This window comes from Streptomyces sp. NBC_00104 (assembly GCF_045160825.1).
Classification (GTDB): domain Bacteria; phylum Actinomycetota; class Actinomycetes; order Streptomycetales; family Streptomycetaceae; genus Streptomyces.
In genome coordinates, this window is sequence record NZ_CP108215.1 from 7,450,552 (window position 1) to 7,473,585 (window position 23,034).

General features: G+C 70.4%; 28 protein-coding genes, 1 pseudogene and 1 riboswitch. Of the genes and pseudogenes, 21 read left to right on the top strand and 8 right to left on the bottom strand.

Annotated elements, in window-relative coordinates; genetic code table 11:
- The first annotated feature begins 50 nt into the window (after positions 1-50).
- The 12 genes from OG272_RS32785 to rsrA all read left to right on the top strand — a co-directional run bounded on the left by OG272_RS32785 (position 51) and on the right by rsrA (position 7,603).
- The gene (locus tag OG272_RS32785; protein WP_327727884.1) at positions 51-314 is read left to right on the top strand and encodes an acyl carrier protein; all 264 of its coding nucleotides are present in this window, start codon (positions 51-53) and stop codon (positions 312-314) included.
- A 79-nt stretch (positions 315-393) separates the two neighbouring features.
- Entirely contained in the window at positions 394-1,179 is a 786-nt protein-coding gene (locus OG272_RS32790; protein WP_327727883.1) for an SDR family NAD(P)-dependent oxidoreductase, read from the top strand.
- A gap of 29 nt (positions 1,180-1,208) precedes the next feature.
- Positions 1,209-2,159 carry an aromatase/cyclase gene (locus tag OG272_RS32795; RefSeq protein WP_327727882.1) on the top strand — a complete coding sequence of 317 codons (951 nt, stop codon included), beginning with the start codon at positions 1,209-1,211 and terminating at the stop codon, positions 2,157-2,159.
- Positions 2,156-3,064, top strand: coding sequence for an alpha/beta hydrolase (locus OG272_RS32800; RefSeq protein WP_405895377.1), 909 nt, complete (start codon positions 2,156-2,158; stop codon positions 3,062-3,064). The genes OG272_RS32795 and OG272_RS32800 overlap by 4 nt, the downstream gene beginning before the upstream one ends.
- Positions 3,065-3,147: 83 nt before the next feature.
- Entirely contained in the window at positions 3,148-3,549 is a 402-nt protein-coding gene (locus OG272_RS32805) for a lipocalin-like domain-containing protein (protein WP_327727880.1), read from the top strand.
- Positions 3,546-3,737, top strand: coding sequence for a hypothetical protein (locus OG272_RS32810; RefSeq protein ID WP_327727879.1), 192 nt, complete (start codon positions 3,546-3,548; stop codon positions 3,735-3,737). The genes OG272_RS32805 and OG272_RS32810 overlap by 4 nt, the downstream gene beginning before the upstream one ends.
- Positions 3,734-4,465 carry a 4'-phosphopantetheinyl transferase superfamily protein gene (locus tag OG272_RS32815; RefSeq protein ID WP_327727878.1) on the top strand — a complete coding sequence of 244 codons (732 nt, stop codon included), beginning with the start codon at positions 3,734-3,736 and terminating at the stop codon, positions 4,463-4,465. The genes OG272_RS32810 and OG272_RS32815 overlap by 4 nt, the downstream gene beginning before the upstream one ends.
- Positions 4,458-4,598 carry a hypothetical protein gene (locus tag OG272_RS32820; RefSeq protein WP_327727877.1) on the top strand — a complete coding sequence of 47 codons (141 nt, stop codon included), beginning with the start codon at positions 4,458-4,460 and terminating at the stop codon, positions 4,596-4,598. The genes OG272_RS32815 and OG272_RS32820 overlap by 8 nt, the downstream gene beginning before the upstream one ends.
- 214 nt (positions 4,599-4,812) lie before the next feature.
- The gene (locus OG272_RS32825) at positions 4,813-5,628 is read left to right on the top strand and encodes an SOS response-associated peptidase (RefSeq protein ID WP_326577671.1); all 816 of its coding nucleotides are present in this window, start codon (positions 4,813-4,815) and stop codon (positions 5,626-5,628) included.
- An 82-nt stretch (positions 5,629-5,710) separates the two neighbouring features.
- Complete coding sequence (locus OG272_RS32830) at positions 5,711-6,355, top strand: alpha/beta family hydrolase (RefSeq protein ID WP_405895378.1); 645 nt, start codon at positions 5,711-5,713, stop codon at positions 6,353-6,355.
- Positions 6,356-6,623: 268 nt separating this feature from the next.
- Positions 6,624-7,295, top strand: a complete 672-nt coding sequence (sigR, locus tag OG272_RS32835) for an RNA polymerase sigma factor SigR (protein WP_013000816.1) — start codon at positions 6,624-6,626, stop codon at positions 7,293-7,295.
- The gene (gene rsrA / locus OG272_RS32840) at positions 7,292-7,603 is read left to right on the top strand and encodes a mycothiol system anti-sigma-R factor (protein ID WP_033525449.1); all 312 of its coding nucleotides are present in this window, start codon (positions 7,292-7,294) and stop codon (positions 7,601-7,603) included. The genes sigR and rsrA overlap by 4 nt, the downstream gene beginning before the upstream one ends.
- 86 nt (positions 7,604-7,689) lie before the next feature.
- Here rsrA and OG272_RS32845 read toward each other — a convergent pair whose 3' ends face one another.
- Positions 7,690-8,055, bottom strand: coding sequence for a hypothetical protein (locus tag OG272_RS32845; RefSeq protein WP_327727874.1), 366 nt, complete (start codon positions 8,053-8,055; stop codon positions 7,690-7,692).
- 196 nt (positions 8,056-8,251) lie between these two features.
- Between OG272_RS32845 and OG272_RS32850 the strand changes: the two genes are divergently transcribed.
- The 7 genes and pseudogenes from OG272_RS32850 to def all read left to right on the top strand — a co-directional run bounded on the left by OG272_RS32850 (position 8,252) and on the right by def (position 13,409).
- Entirely contained in the window at positions 8,252-8,593 is a 342-nt protein-coding gene (locus OG272_RS32850) for a hypothetical protein (RefSeq protein ID WP_327732122.1), read from the top strand.
- Complete coding sequence (locus tag OG272_RS32855) at positions 8,590-9,426, top strand: DUF4388 domain-containing protein (RefSeq protein WP_327727873.1); 837 nt, start codon at positions 8,590-8,592, stop codon at positions 9,424-9,426. The genes OG272_RS32850 and OG272_RS32855 overlap by 4 nt, the downstream gene beginning before the upstream one ends.
- 362 nt (positions 9,427-9,788) lie before the next feature.
- Positions 9,789-9,926: a hypothetical protein gene (locus OG272_RS32860; protein WP_326577666.1), complete on the top strand. Its 138-nt coding sequence runs from the start codon at positions 9,789-9,791 to the stop codon at positions 9,924-9,926.
- A gap of 53 nt (positions 9,927-9,979) precedes the next feature.
- Positions 9,980-10,369, top strand: coding sequence for a roadblock/LC7 domain-containing protein (locus OG272_RS32865; RefSeq protein ID WP_326577665.1), 390 nt, complete (start codon positions 9,980-9,982; stop codon positions 10,367-10,369).
- A 323-nt stretch (positions 10,370-10,692) separates the two neighbouring features.
- Positions 10,693-11,485, top strand: a pseudogene (locus OG272_RS32870) (metal-dependent phosphohydrolase); the annotation flags it as partial.
- 127 nt (positions 11,486-11,612) lie between these two features.
- Positions 11,613-12,620: a hypothetical protein gene (locus tag OG272_RS32875; protein ID WP_326585627.1), complete on the top strand. Its 1,008-nt coding sequence runs from the start codon at positions 11,613-11,615 to the stop codon at positions 12,618-12,620.
- Between the two features lie 138 nt (positions 12,621-12,758).
- Positions 12,759-13,409, top strand: a complete 651-nt coding sequence (gene def, locus OG272_RS32880; RefSeq protein WP_326577664.1) for a peptide deformylase — start codon at positions 12,759-12,761, stop codon at positions 13,407-13,409.
- Between the two features lie 52 nt (positions 13,410-13,461).
- Here the strand turns inward: def and OG272_RS32885 are convergent, their stop codons facing one another.
- On the bottom strand, positions 13,462-14,424 hold the full coding sequence (locus tag OG272_RS32885; protein ID WP_327727872.1) for a helix-turn-helix domain-containing protein: 963 nt from the start codon (positions 14,422-14,424) through the stop codon (positions 13,462-13,464).
- A gap of 93 nt (positions 14,425-14,517) precedes the next feature.
- Here OG272_RS32885 and OG272_RS32890 point away from each other — a divergent pair, with 93 nt between their 5' ends.
- Positions 14,518-14,688 (top strand): hypothetical protein, encoded by a 171-nt coding sequence (locus tag OG272_RS32890; protein WP_326577662.1) that lies wholly within the window; start codon positions 14,518-14,520, stop codon positions 14,686-14,688.
- Between the two features lie 64 nt (positions 14,689-14,752).
- A complete protein-coding gene (locus OG272_RS32895; RefSeq protein WP_326577661.1) occupies positions 14,753-15,553 on the top strand; it encodes a hypothetical protein in 801 nt (266 codons plus the stop codon).
- 10 nt (positions 15,554-15,563) lie between these two features.
- Here OG272_RS32895 and OG272_RS32900 read toward each other — a convergent pair whose 3' ends face one another.
- From OG272_RS32900 to OG272_RS32925, 6 genes are all read right to left on the bottom strand, one after another.
- The gene (locus OG272_RS32900; protein WP_327727871.1) at positions 15,564-16,571 is read right to left on the bottom strand and encodes a ribonucleotide-diphosphate reductase subunit beta; all 1,008 of its coding nucleotides are present in this window, start codon (positions 16,569-16,571) and stop codon (positions 15,564-15,566) included.
- A gap of 56 nt (positions 16,572-16,627) precedes the next feature.
- Positions 16,628-19,039 carry a ribonucleoside-diphosphate reductase subunit alpha gene (locus tag OG272_RS32905; protein WP_327727870.1) on the bottom strand — a complete coding sequence of 804 codons (2,412 nt, stop codon included), beginning with the start codon at positions 19,037-19,039 and terminating at the stop codon, positions 16,628-16,630.
- 145 nt (positions 19,040-19,184) lie between these two features.
- Positions 19,185-19,274: riboswitch (cobalamin riboswitch) on the bottom strand.
- Positions 19,275-19,362: 88 nt separating this feature from the next.
- Positions 19,363-19,869 (bottom strand): GNAT family N-acetyltransferase, encoded by a 507-nt coding sequence (locus OG272_RS32910; protein WP_327727869.1) that lies wholly within the window; start codon positions 19,867-19,869, stop codon positions 19,363-19,365.
- Between the two features lie 83 nt (positions 19,870-19,952).
- Positions 19,953-20,942: a nucleoside hydrolase gene (locus OG272_RS32915; protein ID WP_327727868.1), complete on the bottom strand. Its 990-nt coding sequence runs from the start codon at positions 20,940-20,942 to the stop codon at positions 19,953-19,955.
- 190 nt (positions 20,943-21,132) lie between these two features.
- Positions 21,133-22,758 (bottom strand): monocarboxylate uptake permease MctP, encoded by a 1,626-nt coding sequence (mctP, locus tag OG272_RS32920; RefSeq protein ID WP_326577656.1) that lies wholly within the window; start codon positions 22,756-22,758, stop codon positions 21,133-21,135.
- Entirely contained in the window at positions 22,755-23,024 is a 270-nt protein-coding gene (locus OG272_RS32925; protein ID WP_327727867.1) for a DUF3311 domain-containing protein, read from the bottom strand. The genes mctP and OG272_RS32925 overlap by 4 nt, the downstream gene beginning before the upstream one ends.
- Positions 23,025-23,034: the final 10 nt, after the last annotated feature.

The following is a 23,034-nucleotide window of genomic DNA, read 5'->3' on the forward strand; positions in this document are numbered from 1 at the left end:
CCCGATCCAGCCGTATCAGGAACAGGCAGAAACAAGAAAGAAGGCTCCCCATGTCCCGCATCTTCACGCTCAACGACCTCAAGCGGATCCTCCTCGAAGGCTCCGGCGCCCCCGACGGCACCGGCCTTGAAGGGGACATCCTCGACGCCGACTTCGCCGACATCGGCTACGACTCGCTCGCCCTGCTGGAGACCGCCAGCCGCGTCGAGCGCGAGTACGGCATCGAGCTGGACGAGACCGTCGTGGGGGAGGCGAGCACGCCCCGCGCCCTCCTCGAGGCCATCTCCGCCCACCTGCTCGCTCAGGCCGCCTGACCACGCCGCCGCGGAGCGACGCCTCAGCGCGCCACCGCAGCTCGAGACCACAGTGAAACTCGCAGGGAAATGAGGGGAAATGACAGAGCAGAAGAGCCGGGTCGTCCTGGTGACGGGTGCCACCAGCGGCATCGGTCTGGCCGTCACCCGGCTGCTGGCCGGGCAGGGGCACCGGGTGTTCATCGGGTCCCGCACCGAGGACAAGGTCGTCACGACCGTCAAGCAGCTCCAGGAGGAGCAGCTCGACGTGGACGGCGTCGTCCTGGACGTGCGGTCCCCGGACTCGATCCGCGGATTCGTCCAGGCGGCCGTCGAGCGGTTCGGCACGGTCGACGGGCTCGTCAACAACGCGGGGATCCCGGGCGGTGGAGTCACGGCCGACATCTCCGACGAACTGTGGGACGACATCGTCGACACGAACCTCAACAGCGTGTTCCGCCTGACCCGCGAGGTGCTGACCACGGGCGGGCTGCGGCACAAGGACTGGGGGCGCGTCATCAACATCGCCTCCACGGCCGGTAAGCAGGGCGTCGTCCTGGGTGCCCCGTACTCCGCGTCCAAGCACGGCGTCGTCGGTTTCACCAAGGCGCTGGGCAACGAACTGGCTCCCACCGGCATCACGGTCAACGCCGTCTGCCCGGGCTATGTCGAGACCCCGATGGCCGAGCACGTACGGCGGAACTACTCCCGCCTGTCCGGTGCCTCTGAGGCGGCGATCCTGGAGAAGTTCCAGGCCAAGATCCCGCTGGGCCGGTACTCCACCGCCGCGGAAGTGGCGGGTCTGGTCGGCTACCTGATGACCGACACGGCGGCGTCCATCACCGCCCAGGCCCTGAACGTCTGCGGCGGCCTCGGCAACTTCTGATCACCTACCGAGCACGAAGGAGTCCAACCATGCCGTCGGAGCTGCACGAGTCCCGTCACGAGATCAAGATCTCGGCCCCGGCCGAAACCGTCTACCGCATGCTCGCGCATGCCGAGGACTGGCCCCGTCTCTTCCCCCCGAACATCTACGTCGACCAGGTGGAGCGCGGCGAACGCGAGGAGCGCATCCGCATCTGGGCGACGGCCGGCGACACCGTCAAGAACTGGACGTCGCGCCGGACCCTCGACCCGGAGAACCTCCGCATCCGGTTCCGGCAGGAGGTCAGCACGCCCCCCGTGGCGGCGATGGGCGGCACCTGGCACATCGAGGCGCTCCCCTCCGGAGACGCGCTGGTGCGCCTCGACCACGACTACCAGGCGGTCGACGACGAGAGCCTCGCCTGGCTCGACGACGTCGTGGACCGCAACTCCCGCGCCGAGCTCGAGTCGCTGAAGGTGACAGCCGAGTCCGACGGTACTGCCGACGCGCTGACCTGCTCCTTCGAGGACACGGTCACGATCAGGGGCGCCGCCCGCGACGTGTACGACTTCATCGACCGGGCGGACCTGTGGACAGATCGCCTGCCGCACGTCCTCGCGGTGCGGCTGGAGGAGCCGGCACCGGGGCTGCAGACGCTCGAGATGGACACCTTGTCCAAGGACGGCACCTCGCACACCACGAAGTCGTACCGCGTGTGCCTGCCGCACCACCGGATCGCCTACAAGCAGGTCACGCTGCCCGCCCTGATCTCGCTGCACACCGGCAGCTGGACCGTTACGCCGACCGAGGACGGCGTGACGGCCTCCTCGCAGCACACGTTCACGGTCAAGACCGAGAACGTCGCGAAGATCCTGGGCGCGGACGCGACCGTACAGGACGCGATCGACTACGTCCGCACGGCGCTCAGCACCAACAGTATGGCGACCCTCGGTCTTGCCAAAGCGTTCGCCGAGGAGCGTGCCGGGGGCGACCGTCCATGACGGTGGCACAGCCGGCCGCCACGGCGGGAGTGCGTGGCATCACCCTCGACGCGGACGGCATCACCCTGTCCGGGTTGCTCGCCCTCCCGTCACAGGCTCCGTGCAGGGCGATGGTGGTCGCCCTGCACGGAGCCGGGATGAGCTCCTCGTATTTCCACGGACCGTCCCACCCTGACACGTCGTTCCTCGACCTCGCCACGAGCCTCGGGTTCGCGGCGGTGGCCGTGGACCGCCCGGGCTACGGCCTGTCGGCCCGGCAGCTGCCCCAGGGGCAGGGGATCGCGGAACAGGCGGCGACGCTCAGCGCGGCCCTGCGCTTCCTGGCGGCGCGGTTCGACACGGGCAGCGGCATCTTCATCCTCGCCCACTCCTTCGGTGGCAAGCCGGCGCTGCGGATCGCCGCGGACGGCATGGTTCCGGAACTGCTCGGGCTCGACATCTCCGGGTGCGGCGGCGAGTACGCGGTGCCGTTCAGCGCCAGGGACACCCACGGGCGACGGAGCTGGCGGCTCAACTGGGGGCCGCTGCGGCTGTATCCGCCGGGGACGTTCCGGGCCAGTGGCAGCGTCGTCGCCTCGATTCCGCCGCGCGAGCTCGCGGACGCCGTCCGCTGGACGCAGGAGTTCTCCGAGTTCGCCGAGCGGATCCGCGTGCCCGTCCGGTTCACCTTCGCCGAGCACGAGGCCTGGTGGCAGCACGACCAGCAGGCGGTCGCCCGGCTGCGGTCACGGCTGAGCTCGGCGCCCCGCGTGGTGACGGACCATCAGCCCGACGCCGGCCACAACATCAGCCTCGGCTGGACGGCCCGCGCCTACCACCTCAGAGCCCTCGGCTTCGTGGAGGAGTGCGTGCAGGGGCGGGAGTCGGAACGGAGCCCCGCGCTGATGTCCTCCGACAGTGCCTGACACCGCCGGCGGGTTCCCCAGGCCGCCGGCCCCGACCGCACGGACGACCCGATCAGACTCACGTGAGGAAAGCAGGACCGGACATGACGCAGGACATCGTCGGTGTGTGGCATCTGGACGCCTTCCATGACGTGGACGAGGCCGGGCGGCCCGTGGGTGAGGGCCCACTGGGGCCGTCCCCGTCGGGCATGCTGATCTACACGCCCGACGGCCACGTCTCGGTGAGCATGATGCCCACCGCACCGGCTTCGCCACCCGGCCCGTCGTACATGGGGTACGCGGGCGAGTGGCGGGCACAGGATGGGAAGGTCGTGCACCATATCCGGATCTCGTCGCGCCCCGACTGGATCGGCATCGAGCAGTCGCGGGACGCCGAACTCGACGGGGACGTCCTCACCGTCCGCGCCACCCGGGAGGCGGACGCGCGTCCGCAGCGGCGGGTCCTCGTGTGGCGCAGGGCCGATCGGTCGGGGGGTACCCGATGAGCGCCTTGGCGGACACCATCGTCGGGACGGCCGAGGACGCCGACCACCCGCTGCTGATGGCCCTGAGCATCTTCGCTCCCGGAGCGGTGCACCATACGGCCACCGGTCCGCAGGACGCTGCGGCCGAGGGCAGGACCGCCGCCACGGTGGCCGCGCACCTGGGACGGCTGGGACTGGAGGGCACATGACCCCCGTCGCAGCCTCGCCCCGCGTGCTGCTCCTCGCGCACGATCTGCGCACCCCGGGCACCGAGGAGCTCGCGCGCACCGTGTCCGAGCTGCTGGCGCCGGCCGAACGCGAGCACGTCCTGCGAAAGCGGTTGGCCGCGGACCGGACCCGCTCGCTGATCGGGCAGTGGCTGGCCCGCCGGGCGGCCGCACGGATCGTCGGCGCGCCGTGGACGACCGTGTGCACCGGACGGCGCCTCGGCGGGCAGCCCTATGTGGTGGGCAGGCCGCAGGTGTCGCTGAGCATCGCGCACAGTGGCCGGTACGCGCTGGCGGCCGTGGCCCTGGGGGCGCGGGTCGGAGTTGACACGGAGCAGGTGGCGCGCGTCACCCGGCTGCCCGACGACGCCTTCCTCGGCCCAGGTGAGCGGGCGGCCCTGCACGCCGTGCCGCAGGACGAGGAACGCCGGGCTGCCCTGTGGGTGCTGAAGGAGGCGGCGGCCAAACTGACCGGCCAGGGCCTGCGTGCGGGCCTGCGGAGCATCGGCTTCGAGTGCTCGGGGGCCCGCTTCCCGCTCGTCGCGCGCACCCCCTATGCAGCGGCGCAGTTCAGAGCCTTCCGGCTCCCTGGCGGGTACGTCGCCGCGGTGGGCGTGTCTGCGGGCGAACCGCCGAGGGAACCGGTGTTCGTAACCCCCGTTCGTGAGACAGCCCCGGAGACCGGAAGGACGGACCGCTTTCATGAATGATCTCGTGCGGCAGATCAGCATCGGCAGGGACGACGACCACCTCGTTACACCCGAGCGGGTGCCCCGTGGCGACGGGGGCCAGGACGACCAGGACGAGGAGTGGGAGCAGCACATATGGCGCAGTGTCAACTGAGCGCGGGCAGGTTCCGGCCCGCCTGGCTGGAGAAGCGGTGCCTCCGGCTCACGGCGGGCCGCAGGCTCCCCTGGTGGCCACTCGGACTCCTCGTCCCCCTTCCGTAAAGTGGTGAAGGCCCTGGGGTACGAGTGGATGTGGCGCTGACCAGCACTTGTGCTGACTCGGTGCTGACTGAGGTAGCCGTTTTCGCAGGTCGGAGGGGTGGTTTCATATGTGCGGACGGTATGCGTCGAGTCGTAGGCCAGAGGATCTCGCAGGAGTCTTTGAGATCGAGAAGTGGGAGCCGGAGGAGACCCTGGAACCCGACTACAACGTGGCTCCCACCAAGGAGGTCTACGCGGTTCTCGACCGCCCTTTGAAGGACGCCGAGGACAAGAGGCCGGTTCGCCAGCTGCGGAAGCTGAAGTGGGGTCTGGTCCCCTCCTGGTCCAAGAACCCCGAGGGCGCCGCCCGGATGATCAACGCCCGTGCGGAGACCGTGCACGAGAAGCCGTCGTTCCGCCGTGCCTTCGCCACCCGGCGCTGCATCCTGCCCGCCGACGGCTACTTCGAGTGGGTCACCGGCACGGGCGAGCGGGAGCTGGAGGTCGAGGGGAAGAAGAAGCGGCCGCGCAAGCAGCCGTACTTCGTGCTGCCGGCCGACGGGTCCGTCTTCGCGATGGCCGGGCTGTACGAGTTCTGGCGGGACAAGACGCTGCCGGACGACCACCCGCGGGCCTGGTGGGCGACCTGCTCGGTGATCACGACGGAGGCCGAGGCGACCCCGCTGGCCGTGGCCCCGGAGGACGGCCCGCACGCGTTGGCCGAGATCCACCCCCGGATGCCGCTGATGCTCACGCCCGACCGCTGGGACGGCTGGCTCGATCCCGCCCGTACGGACCTCGACGACCTGCGCGGGCTGCTCGAACCGCCGCCCGCCGGGCTGATGCGCGCCTACCCCGTCTCCACGGCCGTCAGCAACGTCCGCAACAACGGTCCGGAGCTGCTGAAGGAGCTGGAGGGGCCCGAGGAGGGCACACTGTTCTGACGTGACCGAGATCAAGTCAGCGAGTTCAGCGAGTTCCGTGAGTTCCGTGAGTTCCGTGAGTTCCGTGAGTTCCGTGAGTTCCGTGAGATCAGCGACCTCAGCGAGAGAAGAGATCGAGACCGAGGCCGGTACGGCCCGCCTCACCCGGTACGAGGCCAAGAGGCCGAAAGTCGTCCTCGCCGTCAGTCACGGTGCCGGTGGTGGGATCGAGGCGCGTGATCTCCAGGCCCTCGCCGCCGTCCTCCCGGCGCACGGGGTGACCGTCGCCCTGGTGGAGCAGCCGTGGCGGGTGGCCGGGAAGAAGCTGGCGCCCGCGCCGAAGACGCTGGACGTGGGCTGGCGGGGGCTGTGGCCCGCGCTGGCGAAGCCGGGACTGCCGGTGATCGCCGGCGGGCGGAGTGCCGGGGCCCGGGTGGCCTGCCGTACGGCGACGGAGCTGGGCGCGGCGGCCGTACTGGCGCTGAGCTTTCCGCTGCACCCGCCGGGCAGACCGGAGAAGTCCCGGGCCGACGAGCTGCTCGGGGCCGGGGTCCCCACGCTCGTCGTCCAGGGCGGGAACGATCCGTTCGGGAGGCCGGAGGAGTTCCCGGAGGGCTCGTACGGGCTCGTGGAGGTGCCGTACGGCGATCACGGGTTCGCCGTGCCGAAGCGTGCGCCCCTCGGGCAGGAGGAGGCGCTGATGGTGATCACCGAGGGTGTCGTGGAGTGGATCGCGTCACTCGGATGACCGGTCCGGCGGTGGACGGGAATGCGGAGCGACGGGCCTCTGTTGTGCGGATCAGACAGCGCGAAAGACCGTGCTGACCGCCGTAGGAGAGGAAGTCCGCCGCATGGGTTCGACCTATTGCCCGAGCCGCAGCAGCCGCGCTGACCTGGACTGGACGGTGCTGCATGCGGCCAAGAGCGCGCCTGTTCGGGCGGCGGCGGGCATGGATCGTCGTCTATCCTCCGATTCTGGTGGTACCGGTTTCGGTATCGCACAGACGCTGGAGGAGGTGGGTCCGGTCACTGGGACCGACGCAGGGACCGAACGGGGCCAGGCGGAGCAGCCCGAGGGCACCGAGACCGCCGCGGAGCGCAGCGCCCGGTTCGAGCGGGACGCTCTCGAATTCCTCGATCAGATGTACTCGGCCGCGCTGCGCATGACGCGCAACCCGGCCGACGCCGAGGACCTGGTGCAGGAGACGTACGCGAAGGCGTACGCGTCCTTCCACCAGTTCCGTGAGGGCACCAACCTGAAGGCCTGGCTGTACCGCATCCTCACGAACACCTTCATCAACTCGTACCGCAAGAAGCAGCGCGAACCCCAGCGCAGCGCGGCCGAGGAGATCGAGGACTGGCAGCTGGCGCGCGCCGAGTCGCACATGTCGACCGGGCTGCGCTCCGCCGAGTCGCAGGCGCTCGACCACCTGCCCGACTCGGACGTGAAGTCGGCGCTGCAGGCGATCCCCGAGGAGTTCCGCATCGCGGTCTATCTCGCCGATGTCGAGGGCTTTGCGTACAAGGAGATCGCCGACATCATGGGGACACCCATCGGTACGGTGATGTCCCGGCTGCACCGTGGCCGCCGTCAACTGCGCGGCATGCTCGAGGACTACGCCCGTGACCGTGGGCTGGTCCCGGCCGGCGCCGGAGAGTCGAACGAAGCGAAAGGCTCGGGCTCATGAGCTGCGGAGAGCCGCACGAGACGGATTGCAGCGAAATCCTCGATCATCTCTATGAGTTCCTCGACCGAGAGATGCCCGACTCCGACTGCACCAAGTTCGAGCACCACTTCGAGGAATGCTCTCCCTGTCTGGAGAAGTACGGACTCGAACAGGCCGTCAAGAAGCTGGTCAAGCGGTGCTGTGGGCAGGACGACGTGCCCACCGATCTGCGCGCCAAGGTGATGGGCCGGATCGATCTGATCCGGTCGGGACAGACCGTGCCCGAGCACGATGTGACGGCCTCGCCGGTCACCCCGCAGGAGAGCTGATCACTGAGCCCGTTCCGGGAACGGCCGTCCGGCCGTTCCCGGAACGGGCTCTGTCGTCGAGTCGGGGTGGGGTGGGTGGGACGGGCTCAGACCTCGAGGCCGTTCTCGATGCGCTTGAGGCCGTGCCGGGCCAGCGCCAGGTTGCTGCGGGAGCGGTCCAGCGCGAGGTAGAGGAAGAGCGACCCCTTGCTGCTGCTCAGCGGGCGGATCAGGTGGTACTGCCGGCCCAGCGTGATCAGGATGTCCTCGATCACGTCGTTCATGTCCAGCGAGGTGAGCGTGCGCATCTTGGAGCGGACGACCTCGGTGTTCCCGGCCGCCGCGAGTTCCAGGTCGAGCTGCTGCCCGCCGCCGAGGGTGCCGAGGGACATTCCGCTGTCGTAGTCGACCAGCGCGACCCCGATCGCACCGTCGAGGGCCATGGCTTCCTTGAGCGCGGTCTCGATGTTCATCTTGCTGCCCCAATTCCTCAGTGCTGCTGACCGGTCACTGTCCGGCCAACTACGATCGAACACGAGTGATTCACCGGTCACAAACATCAACTTTGTTAAGTGTTGCGGAAGTTGGCGTTCAAAGTACTGTGCGGCGCGTGGACGTGGAGGGCGAATGGGGGGACTTGAGGAAAGGAAGCCGGCGCTCCAGGCCTCCCTGGACCGGCTTCTCGACTCTCCCGGCGTCACCGGCGTCGCCCTGATCGACGCGGTCACGGGACTCACCTACGCCACCGCGGGCGACGCCGCCCAGGCGGGGACGGGGGCGGAGTGCTCCGATCTCGCCACCCTCATCTCCGAACGGCTCGGCGCGGCGGGAGCCGAGGGGGAGTTGGAAAGCGTGGTCATGACCAGCAGGAGACGCCATCAGGTGCTGCTCTCCGTGAACCGGCCGGCCGGCGACCCGCTGTTGCTCGCGGCCGGTCTCGACCGCGACCGGGCGAACGTGGCCCTGGCACTGCGCAGCCTCGGCGACCGGGCCCGAGAGGTGCTGGCGTGAAGTCTCCCTCGGCACGCAACGTACCCGCGCTTCTGCAGGCACTGCACCAAGAGGGCTACACCGGCACGGTACGGGTCTCCGGCTCCCCCGGTGGCACGATTCATCTGCGGGACGGCCTGATCGGCGCGATCGAGACACCGGGCGCGCCGACCGCGACGTCCGTGCTGCTCGCCTCGGGCCGGATCGACGACGACGCCTGGCTGGCCGCCTGCGCCGCCGAACCCGACGCAGACCGGCTCGGCCTCCACCTGTCGGCCGCCGGTCTGATCGGCGCCGCCGAGCTGGAGGTCGTCTGCACGGCGGCCGTGTTCGACGGGGCCTTCGCGATGGCGCTCAGCCCGCCCGGTGGCTGGGAGCTGACCGAACGGCAACCCACCCTCCTCGCCCGGCCCGGCATCGAGCCGCGGCCGCTGGCCGAGGAGACCACCCGCCGTATGGCACTGCTGACCCGGCTGTGGGGTCCCGCGGGCGAACTGGCCCGCGTCCGGCCCGGACCGGTCGACGGCCGCGGCACCGCGGACCACGAGGGCCGGCTGACTCGACGCCACCGGGACCTCGTCGAGAGCGTCAACGGCCGCCGCACCCCGCGTGACCTGGCCTTCTCTCGAGGGCGCGGACTCTACGCGGTGATGCTGGACCTCATCCGGCTGGAATCGCTCCAGGCGGTCCGATGGGAGACCACGCCCGCCCCCGACAGCCGGCCCAGCACCGCGCCCCGGATTCCGCAGGGGCAGCCGCCATCCGACGAAACGTCACCACGAGCCGGTCCCCTGCCCCGACGCAGGCCCGGTGGAGGCTCTCCCACCGGAGACCTCGGAGCGAAGGGCGGGTAGTGAGCCCCCACAAGGACCCGGCCCGCAAGCGCCGCATACGCAGCAAAGCCGCCCGCCTCCGACGGCGTTCGGTCCCGAGAGCAGCCGCCGACGACCGCCCGGTCCCACCCGCCGAAGCCCCACCCGGCCCCACGAACGCAGCCCGACCGCCGTCCGCCGAGTCCGGTGGAAGGCCGGTCGAACGGCCGCCGGCCGGTGATACGGAGGTCGACCGACCTCTGTCCACCGCGCCCGGCGACAAGGCCGCAGAACGGCCGTCGCGCGCCGGACCCGGTGCCACCGCGGAACTGCCCCCGTTACCCGTGCGGGGCGCGGCACCCGATCCCGCGAGCGCCGGGAACGGCACGTCGGACAACCCGGCCGTGCCGCCCCCTTTCCCGCCCCTGTCCCTGCTGTCGGCCGAGGAACTGCTCGCCGACCAGCCCTCCGTCGAAACGCTGCGGCGTGTCCGCCGCGGGCTGCGGGCTCTCCCCGAGTCCGAACGGCACCTGCCCGACTGAGCCGCTCGGACCGCACACCCACCGCAGACGTCTGGACCAAGGAGCACGTGCCCATGACCGCACACGCATCGACCGAATCGCTGACCGGCATCCTGGCCTCGCTGCGTGACCGGGTGATGGGCGTCTCCGAGAGCGTCCTGTCCACCGTGGACGGGCTTCTCGTCGTCGCCGACGTCGACAAGGTCCACGCCGAGTCCGTCGCCGCACTGGCCGCCGCCACCCTCGGTGTCGGCCGCCGCATGGCCGACCAGTCCGGCGCCGGCGCGCTCCGCGAGGTCGTCGTCCGGTGCGGCGCCGGGCACGTCATCGTGGTCGCCGTCGGTGAGCGCACCCTGCTGACCGTCATGGGCGACGACGGCCTCGACATCGCCGCCTTCCAGCGCGAGTCCCCGGCGACCGTGGAGCAGCTCAACAAGGTGCTCGCGGCGGACGTGGCGCACTGAGGCGAAGGGCGTCCACGGTCTCGTCGACCGCCGGTGCGGTGCCGGCCGTCGGATCTCGTCACCCGGGCGGTCCGCCGACGGAGGCTGGGCCCCCGCAGTCGCTCCCGGGACGGTCGTCACGGGAGCGCCGCTTCACTCGAAGGGGCTAATCCGACCACCCCCGTCCCATGCGTTCACCCGAGCCGTCCCCTCCCGTTCCGGTCCGTCCCAGGCTCCGGCGCCTGCACTCGGGAGGTGTCATGGGGGCGGTGCCGGCATGGGCACGTGTGTACGTCCCGGTCCTCCTCGCCGGGGCCTTTCACAGGCGCCTTCCAGCCGCTGCCACCGCGCTGTGCGACGCGGTGCCGGCGGCGGCCATGGCGCACGCGCGGACGCGGTGGCCGTTCGGTCCGCTGCTGAGGAACGAGCTGCGGGCACTGCCGGGGATCGGGTCGGCGGCCCGCGCGACCGGGGTCGTCATGGCCCTGGCGGTCGGCGTCGTCGGGCTGTGGGCGCTGCCGGTGCTCGCGCTGCCACCGCTGCTCGCGCAGAGGTCGTTCCGGCACTACGCGGCCGTGCGGACCACCTACCGGCAGACCATCGCCTCGCTCGCCCGGGCCGCCGAGATCGCCGGATACGCCCCGGCCGGGCAGGTCCGGCGGGTGGCGGTGCTCAGCCGTGAGGCGGGGCGGGGCGGGAGCCGGGGGTCGGCGAGCCGGAGCCGACCGCCGGCGAGTACGCGGCGCTGATGCACGACATCGGGCAGCCGAGCCTCGTCGACCCCGTGCCGGCCGGGGCCACCGCCGGGCTCCCGGCGGCCGAGCAGCGGCGGATCACGCTGCCGGGCGGAGCGGTCGTACGGCAGACCGGCGTGGCCGCCGAGGTCGCCGAGGTCCCCGAGGTCGCGTGGTGGTGGAGCGGCAGGCGGATCCCTATCGTGAGCAGCCGGTCGGCGCGCGGATCGTGCGGGCCGCGAACGCATATGAGGAGAAAGCGCGGGCAGCAGGGCCCGAAGGGCCGCTCACGGCGCTGGAGGACCTGCGGCTGGGAACGGCTCGGGACTATCACCCGGAGGTGGTGGAATCGCTCGCGAGGGTACTGTCGAGAGACTGTCTGACCCTGCCCCCGGTGGGGTAACCCATGGGTAATGAGCGGCCCTCCATCCGGTCGTGGTTGGATGCGAGGGAGAGGGTGTACCGGGGGCGACGGCCAGCCCACTCCGATGGAACTGGCAGGCGGGAACCGTAACTGGCAGGCGGGAATCGTGAGGATCTTCGGCAAGGGACGGCATCGGCCCTCCGCCTCTTGGCGGCAGGCCACCGATCGTGCGTTCACGCTGATCGGCGACGGTCGGTACGAGGACGCGGGCGCGCTGCTGACACGTGCCGCGGACCTGGAGCCGTGGCTGTCCGAGTCCTGGTTCAACCTCGCCCTGCTGCACAAGTTCCGGCACGACTGGGAGCAGGCGCGGGCGGCCGGTCTCCGGGCCGTCGCGCTGCTCGACCGGGAGACAGGCGCGCCCGACTGGTGGAACGTGGGCATCGCCGCGACCGCCCTGCAGGACTGGCCGCTGGCCCGCCGCGCCTGGCAGGCCTACGGGTTGCGGGTGCCCGGAGGCGCCTCCCGGCCTAAGCCGGGGAGCGGTCCCGGCGACTCCGGGGAGCCGGTGGGCATGGACCTCGGCAGCGCCGCCGTACGGCTTTCGCCGGAGGGTGAGGCCGAGGTTGTGTGGGGGCGGCGGCTCGACCCCGCCCGGATCGAGGTGCTCTCCATTCCGCTGCCGTCGTCCGGGCGACGCTGGGGCGAGGTCGTTCTGCACGACGGGGTGCCGCACGGGGAGCGGACCACGGCCGCCGGGCACGCGTATCCGGTGTTCGACGAGATCGAGTTGTGGGCGCCATCTCCTGTGCCGACCTGGGTCGTGCTGCTGGAGGCGGCGACCGAGGCGGACCGGGACGCGCTGGAGCGGCTCGCGGCGGACGCCGGGTTCGCGGCGGAGGACTGGTCGTCTTCGGTGCGGTTGCTGTGCCGGCTGTGTTCGGAGTCGCGGATGCCTTCCGACGAGGGGAACGGGGAGCACCTCGATCCGCACGATCACAGTGAGCCGGGGCATCCCGGACCGCTCGGGCATGTGACGGACGGGCAGTTGTGGGCGCCGGAGCGGGAGTGCGGGATCGCCGCGCCGGCTTCGCTGGTTCGGGGGTTGCTGGACGGGTGGGTCGCGGACAGTCCGGATTCTCGTGACTGGCGGGATCTGGAAGAGGTTTGTTAGGGGGCGTGCGGTCCGTTTTCGGCCGCGGGCTCGTTGTGGTTGCTCGCGCAGTTCCCCGCGCCCCTTACGGGGCGCGCTCCCCGTACCCTGTATCAGCAACTTCACCGCTTGTTGTTTTGAGGAAGGCGTACGTCTGTCATGGCCCAGCAGGACACCGATCAGCAGCACGTGGGCGTGCTCCCCGTCGATGACGAGGGTTTCGTCGTCGACACGGAGGACTGCGAGGAGCGCGAGCAGGCGTACCGGGAGCGTGGCACGTCGCTGCCGATCACCGTGGTCGGGAACCCGGTGCTGCACAAGGAGTGCAAGGACGTCACCGAGTTCGGCGACGAACTGGCGAAGCTGGTGGACGACATGTTCGCCAGCCAGCACACCGCCGAGGGCGTGGGTCTGGCCGCCAACCAGGTCGGCGTCGACCTGAAGGTCTTCGTCTACGACTGCCCGGACGACGAGGGCAAGCGGCACACCGGCGTGATCTGCAACCCCAAGCTGGTCGAACTGCCCGCCGAGGCACGCCGGTTGGACGACAGCAACGAGGGCTGTCTGTCGGTGCCGACCGCGTACATGCCGCTCGCCCGCCCCGACTACGCGGAGGTCACCGGGCAGGACGAGAAGGGCAATCCGATCAAGGTGCGCGGCACCGGTTACTTCGCCCGCTGTCTGCAGCACGAGACCGACCACCTCTACGGCTACCTGTACATCGACCGGCTCTCCAAGCGCGAGCGCAAGGACGCGCTGCGGCAGATGGCCGAGAACGAGCCCCGGTACCCCGTGGTGGCGAACGACTGAGACGGCGAAGTGCCCGCCGAGGCGCGAGCCCGGCCGGCGCCGGGTGTCACCCTCAGGCGGCCTCCGGGCCCCGGAACGTGCGGCGGTAGGCCTGCGGGGTCGTACCCAGGGATCGTACGAACTGATGGCGCAGGGCGGCGGCGGTGCCGAAACCGGTGCGCCACGCGATCGCGTCCACCGTCTCGTCCGTCGCCTCCAGCAACCGCTGGGCCAGCAGTACCCGTTGGCGCAGGATCCAGCGGTACGGTGTGGTCCCGGTCTCCTGCTGGAAGCGGCGGGCGAACGTGCGCGGGGACATGTGCGCGCGGGCGGCGAGCTGTTCGACGGTGACCTCCTCGTCGAGGTGCTCCTCCATCCACACGAGCACCTCGCCGACCGTGTCGCACTGCGAGCGCGGCAGCGGCCGCTCGATGTACTGCGCCTGGCCGCCGTCGCGGTGCGGCGGCACGACCATCCGCCGGGCGATCTTGTTGGCCACCTCCGGCCCCTGCTCCTTGCGGACGAGGTGCAGACAGGCGTCGATGCCGGCCGCCGTGCCCGCCGAGGTGATCACCGGGTCCGCGTCCACGTACAGCACGTCCGGTTCGACCATCGCCCGCGGATACTGCCGGGACAGCTCCTCGGCGTGCAGCCAGTGCACCGCGCAGGGCCGCCCGTCCAGCAGCCCCGCCGCGCCGAGCATGAACGCCCCCGTGCACACGCTCAGCACCCGCGCACCTCGGTCGGCGGCCCGGCGCAGCGCGTCCAGCAGCTCGGCCGGGTAGGTCCGCCGCACATAGGCGTCACCCGCCGGTACGACGACGAGGTCGGCCTCGTCGAGCCGGTCCAGGCCGTACGAGGTGGAGATGGTGAACCCGGCGGGCGTACGCAGGGTCGGACCCTCCGCCGACGCGACCGCGAAGTCGTACACCGGCAGGCCCTCGTCGCTGCGGTCGACGCCGAAGACCTCGCAGACGACGCCGAGTTCGAAGGGATGCACCCCGTCCAGGAGGACGGCGGCCACGTTGTTCAGCATGCTGCCAGTGTGCCTCGGAAGTGGCAGTAATTCGAGGGGGTGCGGCAGTCCTGCCACTGTTTGTCAGGAGCGTTCGGCGCGACAGTGGTGTCCATGGAAACGACACAGCTGCAAGGACTCATCGGAACACTGGCCGTCCTCGGACTGTTCGCCCTGGTCGCACTGCCCGCGATCATCGGCGTCGTGCACGACCGGCGTGTCGACCGCCAGCTCAGGCGGGCGGCGGAACGGCGGGCCTCGCATCGCATCGCCCGCGCCGCCTGATCGCATTTCTGTTCGGATACCGGTCTCCCTCTGTGTAGCCTCTCCTCGACCCAAGGGGAGGATCATGAGACACAGAACACGCCCCGCACACGGCCGGACCCTGGCCGTGGCGGGCGGGGCGGCGGCCCTGGTGCTGTTGGCGGCGACCGGCGCCCACGCGGAGGGCCGGGGGGACGTCCGCGTGACCAAGACGGTCGTCAACGGCGGCAAGAACGTCATCGTCGGGACGTCGAAGACCATCAGGTTCCCGGTCGCCATCACCATCAAGGACAACTCCGGCGTCAAGGGGCTGACGCACGCCAGCACCTACTACGCCTACGGTGCCGAAGGCGGCGGCTTCGCCGGTTGGGACGCCACGGCCTGCAAGAAGAAGTCGTCGACCACATCGGTGTGCACGGCCACGATGTCGATCGTCCCGGCCTGGATTCCCGGCTACAGCGACGCCGACAGCAACAAGGCCGCCGGTGTCTGGCAGGTCAACGCCACCGTCAAGGCGAACGACGGCGACTACTGGATCTCCGACAACATCGCCCGGTACAAGGTCAAGCGTGCCTCGATCCTCACCACGGTCATCAAGCCCGAGAAGGTCGCCAAGGGCACGAAGATCACCGTCGCGGGCAGCCTGACCCGGGCCAACTGGGAGACCCTGAAGTACCACGGGTTCACCGGGCAGTCGGTCCAGCTCCAGTTCAAGAAGAAGGGCACCGCCCGCTACACCACCGTCAAGACGGTGAAGACGGGCAGCGCCGGGAAGATCGGCACCAAGGTCACCGCCACGGCGGCGGGCAGCTGGCGCTGGTACTTCCCCGGCACGACGACGACCGCTCGGGTCACGTCGGCCGGGGACGCGGTCACGCTCAAGTGACCTCGGCGGCCTAGAAGTCCTCGTCCAGGTCGACGGTGCCCTCCACCGCGACCTGGTACGCGGACGGACGCCGCTCGAAGAAGTTGGTCAGCTCCTGGACGCCCTGCAGCTCCATGAAGGAGAACGGGTTCTCCGAGCCGTAGACCGGGGCGAAGCCGAGGCGTGTCAGCCGCTGGTCGGCCACGCACTCCAGGTACTGCCGCATCGACTCGGTGTTCATGCCCGGCAGGCCGTCACCGCACAGGTCGCGCCCGAATTGCAGCTCGGCCTCGACGGCCTCCTTGAGCATGTCCGTGACCTGCTCCCGGAGCGCGTCGTCGAAGAGTTCCGGCTCCTCCTTGCGGACGGTGTCGACCACCTCGAAGGCGAAGGACATGTGCATCGTCTCGTCGCGGAACACCCAGTTGGTGCCGGTGGCCAGGCCGTGCAGCAGGCCGCGGCTGCGGAACCAGTAGACGTACGCGAAGGCGCCGTAGAAGAACAGGCCCTCGATGCACGCGGCGAAGCAGATCAGGTTGAGCAGGAAGCGGCGGCGGTCCGCCTTGGACTCCAGGCGGTCCAGCTTCTCCACCGAGTCCATCCACTTGAAGCAGAACTCCGCCTTCTCGCGGATGGAGGGGATGTTCTCCACCGCCGCGAAGGCCGCCGTCCGGTCCTCCGGGTCGGGGAGGTAGGTGTCCAGGAGCGTCAGGTAGAACTGGACGTGCACGGCCTCCTCGAAGAGCTGGCGGCTCAGGTAGAGCCGCGCCTCGGGGGAGTTGATGTGCTTGTAGAGCGTCAGCACGAGGTTGTTCGCCACGATCGAGTCGCCCGTCGCGAAGAACGCGACCAGCCGGCCGATCATGTGCTGCTCGCCCTCGGAGAGCTTCGCCAGGTCGGCGACGTCCGAGTGGAGGTCGACCTCCTCGACGGTCCAGGTGTTCTTGATCGCGTCCCGGTAGCGCTCGTAGAAGTCCGGGTAGCGCATGGGACGGAGAGTCAGCTCGAAGCCGGGGTCGAGGAGATTCTGGTTAGTCATTACAGTCGGCGCGAAGCGCCGTCCTCCGGGGGTGGTGGTCGGGTGGCGGGCGGGCATTACTGGCAGGCCTCGCAGGACTCGGGGTTTTCCAGGGAGCAGGCGACGGCATCCGGGTCGGTCGCCTGCTGGACGGGGATGGTCTTCTCGGGCTGGGCCGGGGTCTGCGCCTGGCCCTGTGCCTGGGCCGCGCGGGCGATACGGGTCGCGGGGCGGGAGCGCAGGTAGTACGTGGTCTTCAGGCCCGACTTCCAGGCGTACGCGTACATCGAGGAGAGCTTGCCGATGGTCGGCGTCTCCAGGAACAGGTTCAGCGACTGGGACTGGTCCAGATACGGGGTGCGGGCCGCGGCCATGTCGATCAGGCCGCGCTGCGGAATCTCCCAGGCCGTGCGGTACAGCGCCCGTACCTCGGCCGGGATCCACGCGAAGTCCTGCACCGAGCCGTTGGCATCGCGCAGCGCCTCCCGGGTGCGGGCGTCCCAGACGCCCAGCTCCTTCAGGTCCTTCACCAGATACGAGTTGACCTGGAGGAACTCACCGGACAGCGTCTCGCGCTTGAACAGGTTGGACACCTGCGGCTCGATGCACTCGTACACACCGGCGATCGAGGCGATGGTGGCCGTCGGCGCGATGGCGAGGAGCAGCGAGTTGCGCATGCCCGTCGTCGCTACGCGCTCGCGCAGGGCCGCCCAGCGCTCCGGCCAGGTGGGCTCGACGCCGTAGTGGTCGGGGTGCAGCACGCCACGGGCGGTGCGGGTCTTCTCCCAGGCCGGCAGCGGGCCATTGCGCTCGGCGAGGTCGGCGGAGGCCTCGTACGCGGCGAGCATGATGCGCTCGGCGATCCGCGTGGACAGCGCCTTCGCCTCGGGGGAGTCGAAGGGCAGACGCAGTTGGAAGAAGACGTCCTGCAGACCCATCGCGCCGAGGCCGACCGGGCGCCACTTGGCGTTGGAGCGGCCCGCCTGCTCGGTCGGGTAGAAGTTGATGTCGACGACGCGGTCGAGGAAGGTGACGGCGGTGCGGACGGTCTCGTCCAGCCGCTGCCAGTCCAGGTCGCCCGTGGCCCGGTCGACGAACGCGCCCAGGTTCACCGAACCCAGGTTGCAGACCGCCGTCTCCCCGTCGTCCGTGACCTCCAGGATCTCCGTGCACAGGTTGGACGAATGGACGACATGGCCCGGCTCGGCCGTCTGGTTGGCCGTGCGGTTGGCCGCGTCCTTGAAGGTCATCCAGCCGTTGCCGGTCTGCGCGAGGGTGCGCATCATGCGGCCGTACAGGTCACGGGCCGGAATGGTCTTCTTCGCCAGCCCGTTCGCCTCCGCCTCGCGGTACGCGGAGTCGAACTCCTCGCCCCACAGGTCGACCAGCTCGGGCACGTCGGCCGGGGAGAACAGCGACCACTGCGCGTCGGCGTTGACCCGGCGCATGAACTCGTCCGGGATCCAGTGCGCCAGGTTCAGGTTGTGCGTGCGCCGGGCGTCCTCACCGGTGTTGTCGCGCAGCTCCAGGAACTCCTCGATGTCGGAGTGCCAGGTCTCCAGGTAGACCGCGGCCGCGCCCTTGCGTCGGCCGCCCTGGTTCACGGCGGCGACCGAGGCGTCCAGTGTCTTCAGGAACGGCACGATGCCGTTGGAGTGCCCGTTGGTGCCCCGGATCAGCGAACCGCGCGAGCGGATGCGGGAGTACGACAGGCCGATGCCGCCGGCGTGCTTCGAGAGGCGGGCCACCTGGTGGTAGCGGTCGTAGATGGAGTCCAGCTCGTCCAGCGGGGAGTCGAGGAGGTAGCAGGACGACATCTGCGGGTGTCGCGTACCGGAGTTGAAGAGGGTGGGGGAGGAGGGGAGGTAGTCGAGGCGGCTCATGAGCGTGTAGAGCGCGGCGACCTCGTCGACGGCGCGGACGGTGTCGTCCTCGGCGAGGCCGGAGGCGACTCGCAGCAGGAAGTGCTGGGGTGTCTCGATGACCTTGCGGGTCAGGGGGTGCCGGAGCAGATAGCGGCTGTGCAGGGTGCGCAGGCCGAAGTAGCCGAAGCGGTCGTCGCCGGCCGGGTCGACCAGGGCGTCGAGGCGCCCGGCGTGGACACGGGTGAACTCCGCCGTGCGGTCGGCGACGAGGCCCTCCCGGTGACCCACGGCGATGGACTCGGTGAACGTCGTGACACCCTGCGAGGCGGCCTCGGCGCGGATGCCGATGGCCAGCAGCCGGGCGGCCAGCCTGGAGTACGTGGGGTCCTCGGAGATGAGGCCGGCGGCCGCCTCCGTCGCCAGCTCGCGAAGCTCCGACTCGTCGGCCCGCGCCGACCGGCCGCGCAACGCGGCGGCGGCGACCCGGCCGGGGTCGGCGTCGGGGAGGTCGGCGGTCAGCTCGGTCAGGGTCCGCAGCAACGCGGTACCGGGACCGTCGGTCTCCGTCGCCGGGGCGGCTGAAGCCAGGTCGGCTGAAACCGGTTCGGCTGGCGCGATGGTCACGTGGGGCTCTCCCTCGCTCGGCAGGTGGCCTTGCGGAAGGCAGGCAGCAGCACACGAGCGCACGGGGGCGTCGCGTCCACCGGCCCATTCCACGAGGCCCGGACGTCAGGGCACCCGGACCGGACGGCCGGGCGCGCTGTCGGCAGGTGCTCGGACTCACCAGGCGTGCGCGGATGGAGAGGTGCGCACGCGTGTACACCGTTGCGGGACAGCTCCGGATTCGCACCGGATTCCCCTGCGGCGACAGCGAGCATGAGCATACATCTAGTGCCGGGGCGCGGTGTCACCCCCACATGTTGTGTCGCGTTCGGCTTCGAGGTGTGTCAGAGCGTCAACTCATAGGTGATCAGCGTGAGGTCGGGGAGGTCGGGGAGGGGGTTCCAGTCGCGCTCGGGTGTGCGGGTGAAACCGAGCCGTTCGTAGATGCGATGGGCGGTGTGCATGGCCCGCTGGGTCGACAGCACGAGGCGTACACAACCCTCCACGGCCTGAGCCCGCTCCAGGCAGGCTCGTACGAGTGCCTCGCCGGCACCTCGCCCGCGCGCTTCCGGGGCGACCGCCAGCATCCGTATCTCGGCCTCTCCCGCGCACGCGATGTCGGCCATGAGGCCGCCCGCCGGGACGAAGGTCACTCCGCCGAGCACTCGGCCGTCCGTCACGGCCACGAGCACCTCGGCCGCGGCGGCCCGCTTCGCCACGTCACGCAGCTCATCGAGGTAGTCGTCGTTCTCCCCGAAGTCCAGCAGTCCGTCGCCGAGGTAGGCCTGTGCGGTGATCTCGCCGAGGGTGGCGTACTCGTGCGGGGTCGCCCGCCTGATCGTGATGTCCATGCGTCGCAGTGTGCACGAAGGGCGGCTTCTCGGGGCCGCGGTTTTCCACAAGCGCGGTTCGCTTGTCGGATGATCGGATTTCGTCAGGTCGTCGCAGGCCACCGCGGCAGTGTCGCCACGAAGTCCTTGCTGAAGTCACGGGTGCCCGGGCCCAGGGCGACCCGGCCGGTGGCGCGGAGGCGGGCGGTCAGGGCGGGGGACTCGGAGTAGTAGACGCGCCGGGCGGCGGCCGGCACGAACACGGTCTGGCCGCGCGTGAGTTCGCTCGCGCACTCCACGACGACGGCCCCCTCGGCGGCCTCGACGAACGCCTCGTCCCCGCAGACACCCACGGCCAGCGGATCGTGCAGCGGACAGGTGCCGTCCCCGCCGTGGCGGGTGTAGGCGTCCATGTACGTGCGCATCAGCCGGGCGGCGAGGGCCGTGCCCGGGCCCGCGGCCTCCAGCGCGGCGAGGTCGGCGGGGCGGAACAGCCAGCGGTGCGAGGCGTCCAGGTCGACCATGGTGAACGGGATGCCGGAGGAGAGCACGATCTCGGCGGCGTCCGGGTCGGCCCAGATGTTGAACTCGGCGACCGGGGTGAAGTTCCCCGGCACCTGCGCGGCGCCGCCCATGAACACGAACTTCCCGACGCGGCGGGCGAAGCCGGGGTCCTCCAGCAGCGCGACGGCCACGTTCGTCAGCGGACCGGTGGCGCACACCGTCAGCTCGCCCTCGTACTCCCGGGAGAGCCGGAGCAGGGCCTGTGCGGACGACTCCGTCGGGTGCGGGGCGGTCGAGTCGGGCAGCGTCTCGTCACCGAGTCCCGCCGGGCCGTGGAAGGCGGACGCCTCCCGGTAGGGGAGCCGGGACAGGGGGCGGCCCGCGCCGCGGTGCACCGGGACGTCTCCGTCGATGCGCAGGGCGCGGGCCAGGGCGCGGGCGTTGGCGTAGGTCGCCTCGGCGGGGAGGTTGCCGCCGACCGATGTGTACGCCCTGAGGTCCCAGAGGCCGGTGCCGAGCAGGTACTGCAGGGCCACGGCGTCGTCGATGCCGGGGTCGCTGTCGAGGACGATCGGGGTGCGAGCGCTCACCCGGCCAGCGTAGCCGGGTGTTTTCGCCCCCGCCGCCCCTACCCGTTCCCGTCTCCAGGGGCTGTGCCCCTTCGGCCCCCTTGTGCGTCTGAGAGCTCGGGGGCGGGGTTTGTACGGCGGGTGCGGGTTCTACGTGGTTGATCGCGCAGTTCCCCGCGCCCCTGAAAAGGGGCGCGGGGAACCTTGGTCTCTAGTGGCTCGTGCCCGCCGTCGCCGGCGGCAGTTCCACCTGGACGCCCGCGTCGCCCGCGTCCGCCGTGTAGTCCTCCGGCTTGGTCTCGTCGATGCCGTCGGGGGCCTTGGCGGCCCGCAGGACGAAGGTGAGGACCACGGTGACCACGACGTTCAGGACGAAGGCGGTCAGGCCGATGTAGCCGATCTCGCCGATGCCGGGGATCTCCGCCGAGGAGCCGCCGAAGTGCTTCTGCGTGGGTGAGGCGACGCCCCACGCGGCGAGCGTCCCGTAGATCATGCCGACCGCCCAGCCGGCGAGGAGGGCCCAGCGGTGGCACCAGCGGGTGAAGAGGCCGCCGACGAGGGCCGGGAAGGTCTGGAGGATCCAGATGCCGCCCAGGAGCTGGAAGTTGATGGCGACCGTCTTGTCCATGGTCAGGACGAAGGCCAGCGCGCCCACCTTCACCAGCAGGGACACCAGCTTGGAGACCTTGGTCTCCTGGGCGGGCGTGGCGTCCGGCTTGATGAAGTCCTTGTAGATGTTGCGGGTGAAGAGGTTCGCCGCCGCGATGGACATGATCGCCGCGGGGACCAGGGCGCCGATACCGATGGCCGCGAAGGCGACGCCCGCGAACCAGTCGGGGAACATCGTCTCGAACAGCTGCGGGATCGCCAGCTGGCCGTTCTGCACCTGGACCCCGGCCGCGATCGCCATGAAGCCCAACAGGGCCAGCAGGCCCAGCATCAGCGAGTACAGCGGCAGGATCGTCGTGTTGCGGCGGATGACCTCGCGGCTCTTGGACGACAGCGTCGCCGTGATCGAGTGCGGGTACATGAAGAGCGCCAGCGCCGAGCCGAGGGCCAGCGTCGCGTACGTCCACTGGTTGGCGTCGCCGGGGACGAGCGCGCCGCGCGGCTTGTCCGTCGCCGGGTTGGTCTGGCTGTACGCCTCGCCCGCCTTGGCGAAGATGTCGTCGAAGCCGCCGAGCTTGATCGGGATGTAGATGATCGCCACCGCGATGACGATGTAGATCAGGGTGTCCTTCACGAACGCGATCAGCGCGGGGGCCCGGAGGCCGGAGGAGTAGGTGTAGGCCGCCAGGACGCCGAACGCGATCAGCAGCGGCAGGTCCTTGATGAACCAGTTGGTGTTCTCACCGCCGCCGACGCCCATCACGTCCAGGACCGCCTGGATGCCGACGAGTTGCAGCGCGATGTACGGCATGGTCGCGAGGATGCCGGTCAGGGCCACCGCCAGCGACAGGCCCTTCGAGCCGAAGCGCCCGCGGACGAAGTCCGAGGTCGTCACATAGCCGTGCTTGTGGGAGACCGACCACAGGCGGGGCAGGAACGTGAAGATCAGCGGGTAGACCAGGATCGTGTACGGCACCGCGAAGAAGCCGGCCGCGCCCGCCGCGTAGATCGCCGCGGGGACGGCGACGAAGGTGTACGCCGTGTAGAGGTCGCCGCCGAGCAGGAACCAGGTGATCCAGGTGCCGAACGACCGGCCGCCGAGACCCCATTCGTCGAGGCTGTCGTTCTCGGCCTTGCGCCAGCGCGCGGCCAGGAAGCCCATGACCGTGACGGCCAGGAAGAAGAAGATGAAGACGGCGAGTGCCACGCCGTTCACGCCGTCCTTCACTTCGCGACACCCCCGCCCTGCGTCCCGGACTTACGGGCACGCTGGTCACGCTCCCACAGGACGTACGCGGTGGCGGTCAGCGCGGTGGAGATGAGCACCCAGGCCATCTGGTACCAGTAGAAGAAGGGGATGCCGATGAACGCCGGGTCCGTCTTGGCGTACGAGCCGACCCAGAGCATCGCCACGAACGGGGCGAGCAGGCACAGGGCGATGACCACTCTGACAGGTGTCACCACAGGTGGTCTCACTTCAGGCGCTTCTGACATGTCTCGGCTC